Source organism: Mycobacterium basiliense, assembly GCF_900292015.1.
GTDB classification, from domain to species: Bacteria; Actinomycetota; Actinomycetes; order Mycobacteriales; family Mycobacteriaceae; genus Mycobacterium; species Mycobacterium basiliense.
The window spans coordinates 3,211,259-3,225,009 of sequence record NZ_LR130759.1 but is presented as its reverse complement, the minus strand read 5'-3'; the positions used below and the strand labels follow the sequence as shown (position 1 = coordinate 3,225,009).

General features: G+C 66.0%; 3 protein-coding genes. 2 read left to right on the top strand and 1 reads right to left on the bottom strand.

Annotation, left to right across the window (positions count from 1 at the left end; translation table 11 throughout):
• Positions 1–13 precede the first annotated feature (13 nt).
• Positions 14–349: an RNA polymerase-binding protein RbpA gene (gene rbpA, locus MB901379_RS13565; RefSeq protein WP_015293389.1), complete on the bottom strand. Its 336-nt coding sequence runs from the start codon at positions 347–349 to the stop codon at positions 14–16.
• 183 nt (positions 350–532) lie between these two features.
• Between rbpA and MB901379_RS13560 the strand changes: the two genes are divergently transcribed.
• Positions 533–892, top strand: a complete 360-nt coding sequence (locus tag MB901379_RS13560; RefSeq protein ID WP_158017159.1) for a hypothetical protein — start codon at positions 533–535, stop codon at positions 890–892.
• Between the two features lie 342 nt (positions 893–1,234).
• Positions 1,235–13,741, top strand: coding sequence for a type I polyketide synthase (locus MB901379_RS13555; RefSeq protein ID WP_158017158.1), 12,507 nt, complete (start codon positions 1,235–1,237; stop codon positions 13,739–13,741).
• The last annotated feature ends 10 nt before the right edge of the window (positions 13,742–13,751 follow it).

The window sequence follows — 13,751 nt, the reverse complement described above, 5'->3', positions numbered from 1 at the left end:
CGCCGCCGTCGGATCAGCCGCGACGACGCGAGCGGATGAGTTCGAGGCGCTCCTTAAGGAGCTCCTCGAGTTCTTCGATGGAGCGGCGTTCCAGCAGCATGTCCCAGTGCGTGCGCGGTGGCTTGACCTTCTTTGGTTCGGGCAGATCGCCCTCGATCAGCGTGCCTTCCATGCCGTTGCGGCACAGCCAGGTACCGGGAATCTCCGCGTCGTCGGCGAAGGGCACCTCGAACTCTTCGCCGTTCTCGGTGCGGTATCGGGCGATCTGGCGCGGTGCGAGGTCGTGATTGCGGTCGGTTTCGTAACTGACGGCTCCCAGTCGACTGCCTCTTAGGACACGATCAGCCATCGCCGCTACTCCTCTGGATCATTTGAGCTCTTTGGGCTCGGTATTGGTGATTCTCTCCGCTTGTGCAAACGTCGCGGCCCACGGGGGAGTTCCCGGCTTGGGTTCTTGTTGCGCGCGACGCGACCATCCGCGACTAACCATGATACCGAGATCATCGGCCAAAGCGGACTAAAGTCGTCAGGCGTGAGTCGTCGTCCCCGCCCTCAGCCATGCCGCTGGTGCGGCCGCGACGTTGCTGACGCGGGCATGGGCCGCCGCCGCCAGTACTGCCGGCAGTCGTGCCGGCAGCGGGCGTACGAACAGCGGGCGATGATGTCCCGGGGCGATGCGGGGGCCTCTTTGGCGTTGCCCGCCGATGCTGTGGTGTTGTCGGCTGAGGACGCGGCTGACCTGTCGGACCGCGTCTACCAGGTGCGATGTGCGGCGGAGGACGTCGCCACCGCACTTGACGAAGGAGCCGGCGCAAACGAACTGCGTGAACTGTGCGACCAGCTGCTGCGGGCCGCCAGGGCAGCCGACGGTTGGCGCCGGGTGGGTGTCTAGCGGCTGGCCCGCGAGCAGCCGGGTACAGTCGCGCCATGGACGGCGGGTCCGGTGTATTTCAGCGGCGTGGGTGCCGCACCGCGACGACGATCCGGCCCATGGGTGTTGTATGGCCACGCCAGTACCCGGCCGTTCGGGCGTATAGCTGGGAGAATCGAGCGTTTTGAAATCCTGCCGGAGTTGGCGATACTCACCAGCGACATTCTTCGGTCGGAGCGCAGCACGACGCTGGTCGAAAATGCGGCGGCATCGCATCGTGCAGCGGCTTCCGTGATTCGACGAAAGCCGCGTGCGGCGGTCCACGACGGCCAAATGCTAGGTGAGGGTTAGGCGAGGTCAGTAATGGTTGATCAACTCCAGCATGCGACCGAAGCGTTGCGCAAAGCGCTGGCCCAGGTGGAACGCCTGAAGCGCACCAACCGTGCGTTGCTGGAGCGCGCGAATGAGCCGATCGCGATAGTCGGGATGTCGTGCCGATTCCCCGGCGGTGTGGACTCCCCCGAAGGCCTGTGGAAGATGGTGGCCGAGGGCCGGGACGTCATGTCGGAGTTTCCCACCGATCGTGGCTGGGACCTGGCCGAACTATTCGATCCCGATCCGGACACCCCGCACAAGTCCTATGCGAGCACCGGCGGCTTCGTGGACGGGGTCGCCGACTTCGATCCGGCTTTCTTCGGCATTGCGCCCAGCGAAGCGTTGGCCATGGACCCGCAGCATCGGATGTTGCTGGAGTTGTCGTGGGAGGCGCTGGAGCGAGCCGGGGTCGACCCCACCGGTCTGCGCGGCAGCGCCACCGGCGTGTTCGCCGGCCTCATCGTCCAGGGATACGGCATGTTCGCCGAGGAGATCGAGGGCTACCGGCTCACCGGCATGACGTCCAGCGTCGCGTCTGGTCGGGTGGCTTATGTGCTGGGGTTGGAGGGCCCGGCGGTGTCGGTGGATACGGCGTGTTCGTCGTCGTTGGTGGCGTTGCATATGGCGGTGCAGTCGTTGCGTTCGGGGGAATGTGATTTGGCGCTGGCCGGCGGGGCCACCGTCAATGCCACGCCGACGGTCTTCGTGGAGTTCAGCCGGCATCGCGGCTTGGCGCCGGACGGGCGCTGCAAAGCGTATGCGGGCGCCGCCGACGGTGTCGGCTGGTCCGAGGGCGGGGCCATGTTGGTGGTGGAGCGGCTTTCGGATGCGCGGCGGTTGGGTCATCCGGTGTTGGCGGTGGTGCGGGGTTCTGCGGTGAATCAGGATGGGGCGTCGAATGGGTTGACGGCGCCTAATGGTCCCTCGCAGCAGCGGGTGGTGCGTGCGGCGTTGGCTAATGCGGGGTTGGGCGCGGCGGATGTGGATGTGGTTGAGGGTCATGGGACTGGGACCACGTTGGGGGATCCGATTGAGGCGCAGGCGTTGTTGGCGACCTATGGGCAGGATCGCGGTGATGGTGGCGGGCCGCTGTGGTTGGGGTCGATTAAGTCGAATATGGGTCATACGCAGGCTGCGGCGGGTGTGGCTGGTGTGATCAAGATGGTGTTGGCGATGCGTCATGAGGTGTTGCCGGCGACGTTGCATGTCGATGAGCCGTCTCCGCATGTGGATTGGTCGGTGGGGGCGGTGTCGTTGTTGACTTCGGCGCAGCCTTGGCCGGTGGGGGTGCGGCCGCGGCGGGCGGGGGTGTCGTCGTTTGGGATTAGTGGCACTAATGCGCATGTGATTGTGGAGGCGGTTGGGCCGGTTGAGCCGGTGGCGTCGGTGGCTTCGGTGGTGCCGGTGGTGCCGTGGGTGGTCTCGGCGAAGTCGGCGTCGGCGTTGGGGGCGCAGGCGGCGCGGTTGGCGGGTTATGTGCGGGCTCATGGTGAGTTGGGTGTGGCTGATGTGGGGTGGTCGCTGGCGGGTCGGTCGACTTTTGAGCATCGTGCGGTGGTGGTTGGTGGTGGTCGGGATGGTTTGCTGGCTGGATTAGATGAGTTAGCTGGTGAGGAGCTGGGCGGCGCGGTGTTGCGCGGTGTGGCTCAGCCCGCGGGCAAGACCGTGTTCGTCTTCCCCGGCCAAGGCTCCCAATGGCTCGGCATGGGAATCGAATTGCTCGACACCGCACCGGTTTTCGCGCAGCACATCGAGGCGTGCGCCGAGGCCATCGGCGAGTTCGTCGACTGGTCGCTGACCGACGTATTGCGCGGTGTGCCCGGCGTACCGGGTCTCGACCGCGTCGACGTCGTACAACCGGTGTTGTTTGCGGTGATGGTCTCGCTTGCCGAGCTGTGGAAGTCGGTAGGTGTGCGCCCCGATGCCGTAATCGGCCATTCGCAAGGCGAAATCGCCGCCGCCTACGTGGCCGGCGCGCTGTCCTTACGTGACGCCGCGCAGGTGGTCACGCTGCGCAGCAAGTTACTGACCGGGCTGGCCGGACCTGGCGGCATGGTCTCGCTGGCCTGCGGTGAGCAGCGGGCCCAGGAATTGTTGGCGCCGTTCGGCGATCGGATCAGCATCGCAGCCGTCAACGGCCCCTCGGCTGTGGTGGTCTCCGGTGATGGGGCGGCGCTGGAGGAGTTGATCCAGTGCTGCGCCCAACGGGAACTGCGCACCCGCCGGATCGACGTCGACTATGCGTCGCATTCGATTGAGGTGGAAGCCATTCAAGGGCAGCTAGCTGAGCTCCTCGCCGGTATCGAGCCGTGTTCCTCGCGCACGGCCTTCTTCTCCACGGTTACCGGAAGTCGTTTGGACACTGCAGTTTTGGATGCCGACTATTGGTATCGCAACATCCGGCAGACCGTGCAACTCGACCAAGCGGTGCGCAGTGCCTGCCAGCACGGATTTCGCACCTTCATCGAGTCCAGTCCACATCCGGTGTTGATCGCCGGCATCGAAGACACCTTCAACAACTGCGTGGGCGGCGATGCCGAGGCCATCGTCGTCCCCACTCTGGGCCGTGACGACGGCGGACTCGAGCGCTTCCTGTTGTCGGCAGGAACCGCCTTCGTTGCGGGTGTCGACGTCGATTGGCGGGGTGTGCTGGATGGGGCAGGCTTTGTCGAGCTACCGACGTATGCCTTTGACAAGCGCCGGTTTTGGCTCTCCGGCGAGGGCATGGGCGTCGACGCATCCGGCTTGGGATTGGGGCCCGGTGAGCACGCGTTGCTCGGGGCGGTAGTAGACCTACCGGCGTCTGGCGGCGTGGTGTTGACGGGTCGCCTGTCGCCCAGCGCACACGGATGGTTGGCCGATCACGCGGTGTCCGGGACGGTGGTATTTCCTGGTACGGGATTTGTGGAGTTGGCAATCCGCGCCGGCGACGAAGTCGGCTGCTCGGTGGTCGACGAATTGACCTTGCGAAGCCCGTTGCTGCTCCCGGCGACGGGGTCGGTAGCGGTGCAAGTGGTCGTCGGTGCCGCGGCGGAGTCCGGCGAGCGCAGCGTCTCGGTCTACTCGCGAGCCGACGTCGCTGCCGGTTCGGTATGGGTCTGCCACGCCGAGGGAACCTTGAGCGCTCGGTCGATAGATCCCGTGGCCGACCTGTCGGTGTGGCCCCCGGTGGGCGCCGTCGCGGTGGATACGGTGGACGGCTACGAGCGGTTGGCGACGCGTGGATATGGCTACGGCCCGGCATTTCGCGGATTGACCACGGTGTGGGCCCGCGGCGAGGAAGTGTTCGCCGAAGTGCGGTTGCCGCAGGAGGCCGGCGGCGTCGCCGGATTCGGGGTGCACCCGGCGCTGCTGGATGCGGCATTGCACGCCACGGTGATATCCAACCCGGACGCCGAACTGGTGTTGCCGTTCTCCTGGCAAGGCGTGTCGTTGCACGCCGCGGGAGCCTCCGCCGCGCGGGTACGGATCGCTCCCACCGGTCCGGCCGCGGTGTCGGTCGAACTTGCGGACGACCTGGGATTGCCGGTGCTGTCGGTGGCCAGCATGGTTGCGCGCCCGATCAGTGCGCAGCAGCTGCGAGCGGCGGTGTCCGGCTCGGGGCCGGACCGGCTTTTCGAGCTGACGTGGGCGCCGGCGAAGCCCACTCACGGCGGCGCCAACCCGGATTACGAAATTTTCGAATCCATTGCTTCTGCTGAAGATCCGGTCGCCGGGAGCCACCAGCGTACCCACCAAGCGTTGGCCGCCGTGCAGTCGTGGCTGGCCGAACATGACTCGGGAGTGTTGGTGGTAGCCACCCGGGGTGCCATGGCGTTGGAGGGTGAGGACGTCACCGACTTGGCAGGCGCTGCGGTGTGGGGCTTGGTGCGGTCGGCCCAGACCGAACATCCCGGTCGGCTACTGCTGCTGGATACTGATGAGCCGCTTGATGATAAGTCGATCGCCATGGCGCTGGCGGTCGGTGAGCCGCAAGTATTGCTGCGGGCCTCGGCGGCCTACACACCGCGCGTGCACGGTAGCCGCGCCGTGGACGGCATCCTGGTCCCACCGGGCGACGGACCGTGGCGGCTCGGGCTGAGCAGTGCCGGAACTTTCGAAAATCTGCGGTTGGAGCCAGTTCCCAACGCCGACGCACCGCTGGGCGCCGGCCAGGTTCGGGTGGCGATCCGAGCCATCGCCGCAAACTTCCGGGACATCATGATCACGCTGGGCATGTTCACCCACGATGCGCTACTGGGTGGTGAGGGTGCTGGCATCGTCGTCGAAGTGGGCCCCGGGGTGACCGAATTTGCGGTTGGCGATTCGGTTTACGGCTTCTTCCCCGACGGCAGCGGCACGCTCGTCGCTGGGGATACCCGCTTACTGCTGCCCAAGCCCGCAGACTGGTCCTACGCCGAGGCAGCGGCGATCTCTGCCGTTTTCACCACCGCCTACTACGCATTCATTCACCTGGCCGACGTCAAGCCGGGCCAACGGGTGCTGGTGCATGCCGCGACCGGTGGGGTGGGCATGGCCGCGGTACAGCTGGCCCGGCATTTGGGCCTGGAAGTGTTCGCCACTGCCAGTAAGGGCAAGTGGGACACGCTGCGGGCCATGGGCTTTGACGAAGATCATATCTCCGACTCGCGTAGCTTGGAGTTCGAGGACAAATTCCGCGCGGTCACCGACGGGCGTGGCGTGGACGTGGTGCTGGACTCGCTGGCCGGCGAATTCGTGGATGCCTCATTGCGATTGCTGGGCCCCGGCGGAGTGTTTCTGGAGATGGGCAAGACCGACATTCGGGACCCGGGGGTCATCGCCCAGGAATACCCGGGTGTGCGCTACCGCGCCTTCGACCTCTTCGAACCCGGCCGTCCTCGCATGCACCAGTACATGCTCGATCTGGCTGCACTGTTCGAGGCGGGTGTGCTGCGGCCGTTGCCGGTCAACACGTTTGATGTACGACGGGCCCCGGCGGCGCTGCGGTACCTGAGTCAGGCACGCCATATCGGCAAGGTCGTCATGACGATGCCGGACACCTGGGCGTCGGGCACGGTGCTGATCACCGGCGGTACCGGCATGGCGGGTTCGGCGCTGGCGCGCCATGTGGTGGCTCGCCACGGCGTGCGCCATTTGGTGCTGATGAGTCGGCGTGGCACCGAGGCGCCAGGGGCGGCGGGACTGGTCGCCGAACTCGGTGGCGCCGGTGCGCGCGTGCGGGTGGTGTCGGGTGACGCGGCGGATCGTCCGGTGCTGGCCAAGGTGCTTGCTGAGATTGGGGCGCAGCAGCCGTTGTCCGCCGTGATTCACGCCGCCGGCGTGCTTGACGACGCGGTGATTTCGTCGTTGACGCCGGAACGGATCGATGCCGTACTTCGGTCCAAAGCGGATGCCGCTTGGAACCTGCACGAGTTGACTCGCGATCTGGATGTGTCAGCGTTCGTGATGTTTTCGTCGATGGCCGGGTTGGTGGGGTCGTCGGGTCAAGCCAACTACGCGGCGGCCAACACGTTCCTTGATGGGTTGGCAACCCACCGGCGAGCCGCTGGGTTGCCGGCGATATCGCTGGGCTGGGGTTTGTGGGACCAGGCCAGTGATATGACGGGCGGACTGGATGCCGCCGACCGTGCCCGGTTGGGCCGGGAAGGCGTCTTGGCATTGTCCTCGGATGAGGCAATGGAATTGTTCGATGCCGCACTCATCGTTGATCAACCGTTCCTGGCGCCCGCCCGGATTGACTTGACCGCCTTGCGGGCCCATGCGGTGGCAATGCCGCCGATGTTCAGCGATCTGGTCAACGCACCAACCCGTCGCCAAGTCGACGACGCGCTGGCCGCCGCAAAGTCGAAATCTGCTCTGGCGCATCGTCTGCACGGGCTGCCCGAGTCGCAACAGCAAGCTGTCGTGTTGGATCTGCTGCGGTCGCACATCGCCACCGTCTTGGGCAATGTCACCCCTGAGGCGATCGATCCCGACAAGGCGTTTCAGGAGTTGGGTTTCGACTCGCTGACCGCGGTCGAAATGCGCAACCGGCTCAAATCCGTTACCGGTCTTTCGCTTTCGCCAACTCTCATCTTCGACTATCCGACGCCGGGTGGCCTAGCTAGGTACATTCGCGCCGAACTCGCCGGTGTTCCAGAGGAAATCAAGCACATCGCGGCCGCGCGTGCTACCGGTGAGGACCCCATTGCGATTGTTGGAATGGCGTGTCGCTACCCCGGCGGGATCGAATCGCCCGACGACCTTTGGAACATGCTGGCGGCGGGCCGCGACGTGGTCTCCGAGTTTCCGACCGATCGTGGCTGGGATCTGGACGGGCTGTTCAACCTGGATCCCGATGTTGCGGGTGCCTGCTACACCCGTGCCGGGGGGTTCGTGGACGGCGTCGGCGACTTCGATCCGGCTTTCTTCGGCGTGGGGCCCAGCGAGGCCCTGGCGATGGATCCGCAGCAACGGATGTTTCTTGAACTGTCCTGGGAGGCCTTGGAGCGGGCGGGAATTGAGCCTGGTGGATTGCGGGGCAGCGCCACCGGTGTGTTCGCCGGGGTAATGACACAGGGCTACGGCATGTTCTCGGCCGAACCGGTGGAGGGCTTCCGGTTGACCGGCCAGCTGTCCAGCGTCGCGTCTGGTCGGGTGGCTTATGTGCTGGGGTTGGAGGGCCCGGCGGTGTCGGTGGATACGGCGTGTTCGTCGTCGTTGGTGGCGTTGCATATGGCGGTGCAGTCGTTGCGTTCGGGGGAATGTGATTTGGCGCTGGCCGGCGGGGTCACCATCAATGCCACCCCGGACATTTTTGTCGAGTTCAGTCGGTGGCGCGGCTTGTCAACCGACGGGCGGTGCAAGGCCTTTGCCGGCGCGGCCGATGGCACCGGATTCTCCGAGGGCGGGGGAATGTTGGTGGTGGAGCGGCTTTCGGATGCGCGGCGGTTGGGTCATCCGGTGTTGGCGGTGGTGCGGGGTTCTGCGGTGAATCAGGATGGGGCGTCGAATGGGTTGACGGCGCCTAATGGTCCCTCGCAGCAGCGGGTGGTGCGTGCGGCGTTGGCTAATGCGGGGTTGGGCGCGGCGGATGTGGATGTGGTTGAGGGTCATGGGACTGGGACCACGTTGGGGGATCCGATTGAGGCGCAGGCGTTGTTGGCGACCTATGGGCAGGATCGCGGTGATGGTGGCGGGCCGCTGTGGTTGGGGTCGATTAAGTCGAATATGGGTCATACGCAGGCTGCGGCGGGTGTGGCTGGTGTGATCAAGATGGTGTTGGCGATGCGTCATGAGGTGTTGCCGGCGACGTTGCATGTCGATGAGCCGTCTCCGCATGTGGATTGGTCGGTGGGGGCGGTGTCGTTGTTGACTTCGGCGCAGCCTTGGCCGGTGGGGGTGCGGCCGCGGCGGGCGGGGGTGTCGTCGTTTGGGATTAGTGGCACTAATGCGCATGTGATTGTGGAGGCGGTTGGGCCGGTTGAGCCGGTGGCGTCGGTGGCTTCGGTGGTGCCGGTGGTGCCGTGGGTGGTCTCGGCGAAGTCGGCGTCGGCGTTGGGGGCGCAGGCGGCGCGGTTGGCGGGTTATGTGCGGGCTCATGGTGAGTTGGGTGTGGCTGATGTGGGGTGGTCGCTGGCGGGTCGGTCGACTTTTGAGCATCGTGCGGTGGTGGTTGGTGGTGGTCAGGATGGTTTGCTGGCTGGGTTAGATGAGTTAGCTGGTGAGGAGCTGGGCGGCGCGGTGTTGCGCGGTGTGGCTCAGCCCGCGGGCAAGACCGTGTTCGTCTTCCCCGGCCAAGGCTCCCAATTGCTCGGCATGGGAATGGGATTGCACGCGGGTTATCCGGTGTTCGCCGAGGCGTTTAACACCGTGGTCGGCGAATTGGACCGCCACCTACTGCGACCACTGCGCGAGGTTATCTGGGGGCACGATGAAAACCTGTTGAACTCAACGGAGTTCGCACAGGCGGCGCTGTTCGCAGTGGAAGTTGCGCTGTACCGACTGCTGGAATCGTGGGGCGTGCAACCCGATTTCGTCATGGGCCATTCGGTCGGTGAGTTGTCCGCGGCCCATGTGGCCGGTGTCCTATCCCTGGAGAACGCGGCGGTGCTGGTAGCCGCCCGCGGCCGATTCATGCAGGCCCTGCCGGCCGGCGGGGCGATGGTCGCGGTGCAGGGGACCGAAGCCGAGGTGGCACCGCTGCTGAGCCCCGAGGTCAGCATTGCCGCCGTCAACGGCCCCACTTCCGTGGTGATTTCCGGTGCGCAGAACGCGGTCATCGCTATCGCTGACCGGCTGCGCGCTGACGGCCGCCGGGTTCACCAACTGGCCGTCTCGCACGCATTCCACTCGCCGCTGATGGATCCGATGATCGAGGAATTCGCTACCGTCGCTGCGGGTTTGACCACCGGAGCGCCAGCCGTCCCGATCATCTCCAACGTGACAGGGCAGTTGGCAGGTGAGGACTACGGGTCCGCGGCCTACTGGACAAGCCACGTCCGAGAGACGGTCCGGTTCGCCGACAGTGTCCGGTTTGCGCAATCGGCGGGGGCGACGCGCTTCTTCGAAGTCGGGCCCAGCAGTGGCCTGACCGCGTCGATCGAAGAGGTGCTGACGGATGGTCCAGCCATCGTCACCACCACTGCGCTGCGCAAAGACCGCCCCGAGCCGGCGACGCTGGTCAATGCCGTGGCCGCGGCCTTCGTGTCGGGCATGCAGGTGGACTGGCGCGCTGTCATCGGGCAGGCAAGCTTTGTGGAGTTACCGACCTACGCCTTTGAGCGGCGGCGGTTCTGGCTGTCCGGTGACGGAGTTGCGGCCGACGCGGCAGGCCTGGGTCTGCAGGCCAGCGAGCACGCGCTGCTGGGCGCGTTGGTGGAGTTGCCGGCCTCCGGCGGCGTGGTGCTGACCGGTCGGTTGTCGTCTCGCGCACAGGGCTGGTTGGCTGATCACGCCGTTGGCGGCGTGGTGATCTTCCCGGGTGCTGGTTTCGTCGAGTTGGCGATTCGGGCCGGGGACGAAGTGGGCTGCGGAGTGGTTGACGAATTGACGCTGGCCGCGCCTTTGGTACTGCCCGCTGGCGGTTCGGTTGCGGTGCAGGTTGTCGTGGGTGACGCCGACGAATCGGGTGCCCGGGCGGTGTCGATTTACGGCCGCGCCGAGGACGGGGCCGGCTGGCTGGCGCACGCCGAGGGAATGCTGAGCAGACGCGCCGCGGAGCCCGCGGCCGAGCTGTCGGCGTGGCCGCCCGCCGGAGCGGTAGCCATCGAAGTCGCCGACGGCTATGAGCAGTTGGCGCAGCGCGGCTACACGTATGGCCCGGCGTTTCGTGGACTGACGTCGATGTGGCGCCGCGGTGACGAGGTGTTCGCCGAGGTGGCGTTGCCCGAGGACGCCGGGGTATCGGTGGCGGGCTTCGGTGTCCATCCCGCGTTGCTGGATGCGGCCCTACATGCTGTGATACTGGCCGCTAACGGCGCCGACGATTTCGGGGTTGCCGAGGGTTCGGTGCTGGTTCCGTTCTCCTGGCAGGGCGTGGCGCTGCACGCCGCGGGGGCCCAGGCGGTGCGCGCCCACATCGCGCCGGCGGGGCCGTCGGCGGTGTCGATCGAGCTGGCCGATGGACTGGGGTTGCCGGTGTTGTCGGTCGCATCGATGCTGGCGCGACCGGTGACCGATCAGCAGCTGCGGGCGGCGGTGTCCGGATCCGGCCCCGACCGGCTGTTCGAGGTCGTGTGGTCGGCACAGCCGCCGGCCGAAGTCGCGGCGATGCCGGTACACGTCTGGGGCGTGACGGACCTCGATGCCGTGGAGGCCGCTGGGGATGCGGTGGTTTTCGAATCCGCGCCGGCTACCGATGATGTGGTGGCCGGTGTCTACGCGGCCACCGGTTCGGTGCTCGATGTGCTGCGGTCCTGGCTGTCTCGCGATGGGGCCGGGGTGTTGGTGGTGGCGACACGGGGTGCCGTGGCGTTGCCCGGTCAGGATGTCACCGATTTGGCCGGTGCGGCGGTGTGGGGATTGGTGCGTGCGGCGCAGACCGAGCACCCCGGCCGGATCGTGTTGGTGGACAGCGATGCCGCCCTAAACGAAGCGGCGGTGGCCGCGGTGTTGGCGGTCGGCGAACCCCAGGTGCTGTGGCGTGGCGGGCAGGTGTACACCGCACGGGTGCATGGCGGTCGCGCCGTTGCTGGGGTGTTGGTGCCACCGGGCGACGTACCGTGGCGGTTGGCTATGAGCTCGGCCGGCACCTTCGAAAACCTGCGCTTAGAACCCATTCCCGACGTCGATGCACCATTGCGGGCCGGGCACGTGCGCGTGCGATTGGCTGCCGTCGCAGCCAATTTCCGGGACGTCATGATCGCACTCGGCCTTTACCCCGATCCGGATGCGGTCATGGGGGTGGAAGCTTCCGGTGTCGTGGTGGAAACGGCCCCGGCAAGTGCCGCGGACAACGAGCGTTTCGCCGTCGGCGACCGTGTCATGGGCCTGTTCCCCGAGGGCACTGGAACTATCGCCGTCACCGATCACCGGCTGCTGGTCAAGGTTCCGGCGGGATGGTCGCACACCGCTGCGGCCACCACATCGGTGGTGTTCGCCACCGCCTACTACGCACTGAGTGATCTTGCCTCGGTCAAGCCGGGACAGCGGATATTGGTGCATGCCGCGACGGGTGGCGTCGGTATGGCGGCTGTGCAACTGGCCCGGCATTGGGGACTTGAGGTGTTCGCCACCGCCAGCGTCGGCAAGTGGGACACCTTGCGGGCCATGGGATTCGACGAAGAGCACATTGGTGACTCGCGCACCTTGGAATTCGAGGACAAGTTCCGCGCGGTCACCTGCGGGCGTGGTGTGGATGTGGTCTTGGACTCACTGGCCGGCGATTTCGTGGACGCGTCACTGCGCCTGGTCGCCCCCGGTGGGGTGTTTTTGGAGATGGGTAAGACGGACATCCGTGAACCCGGCGTGGTCGCCGAGCAACATGCGGATGTCCGCTACCGCGCCTTCGACCTCTTCGAGGCGGGAGCGGACCGCCTGCAGCAGATCCTTGCCGAGCTGGCGGCGCTGTTCGACGAGGATGTGTTGCGGCCGTTGCCGGTCACGACGTTTGATGTACGGCGCGCGCCGGCGGCGTTGCGGTACCTGAGCCAAGCTCGGCACGTCGGCAAGGTGGTGATGACCATGCCGGACGCATGGGCGTCGGGCACGGTGCTGATCACCGGCGGGACCGGCATGGCGGGTTCGGCGTTGGCGCGGCACTTCGTGACCCGCCACGGTGTGCGTCAGCTGTTGTTGGTCAGTCGACGCGGTCCGGATGCGCCAGGGGCGGCGGAGTTGGTGGCCGAACTGACTGCGACCGGTGCCCAGGTGCAGGTGCTTGCCTGTGACGCGGCCGATCGTGCGGCGCTGGCGAAGGTGATCGCCGACATTCCCGTGCAGCATCCGCTCTCGGCGGTGATTCATACGGCAGGAGCGCTCGATGACGCGGTGGTGACCTCGCTGACGCCCGAGCGGATGGAAACCGTGCTGCGGACCAAGGTCGATGCGGTATGGAATTTGCACGAGCTCACCCGCGACCTGGATGTGGCTGCGTTCGTGATGTTTTCGTCGATGGCCGGGCTGGTGGGCTCGTCGGGTCAGGGGAATTATGCGGCCGCCAACTCCTTCCTGGATGCGCTGGCCGTACACCGTCGGACGCACGGTCTGCCGGCGATCTCGCTGGGATGGGGATTGTGGGATCAGGCCAGCACCATGACCGGTGGGTTAGCGGCGGTCGACTTCAAACGATTCGCCCGCGACGGCATCGTCGCGATGTCTTCCGATGAAGCTCTTGGTTTGTTGGACACCGCAATGATTGTCGACGAGCCGTTCATGCTGCCCGCCCATATCGATTTCGCGGCATTGCGGGTCAAGTTCGACAACGGCACCTTGCCGCCGATGTTCGTCGATCTGATCAACGCACCGACCCGGCGCCAGGTGGACGACTCGCTGGCGGCCGCGAAGTCGAAATCTGCTCTGCTGCAACGTCTTGACGGATTGCCCGAAGACGAGCAGCGCGCCGTCCTATTGGACCTGGTTCGTTCCAACATTGCGACCGTGCTGGGCACCTCCAGTCCGGAGGCGATTGACCCGGACCGCGCTTTCCAGGAACTGGGATTTGATTCGCTGACCGCCGTGGAAATGCGCAACAGGCTCAAATCGTCTACTGGACTGGCGCTTTCGCCCACCCTCATCTTCGACTATCCCAATTCGGCGGCATTGGCTGGCTACATGCACCGAGAACTTCTCGGCTCGGCGCCGCAGGAAAGTCCGGCGGTCGCACCAGGCGAAGCCGAATTGCAGCGGGTGGTGGCATCGATTCCAGTTAAGCGCCTTCGTCAGGCAGGGGTGCTGGATCTGTTGCTTGCTTTGGCCAATGAAACCGAGGGCAACGGTCAGACCTCGTCCCCGGCCGCGAGTCCGGAGAAGGACCTTGCGGACATGGACCTCAATGACCTCGTCAACGCCGCGTTCTTGAACGACGACGAATAGGGCAAGAGGA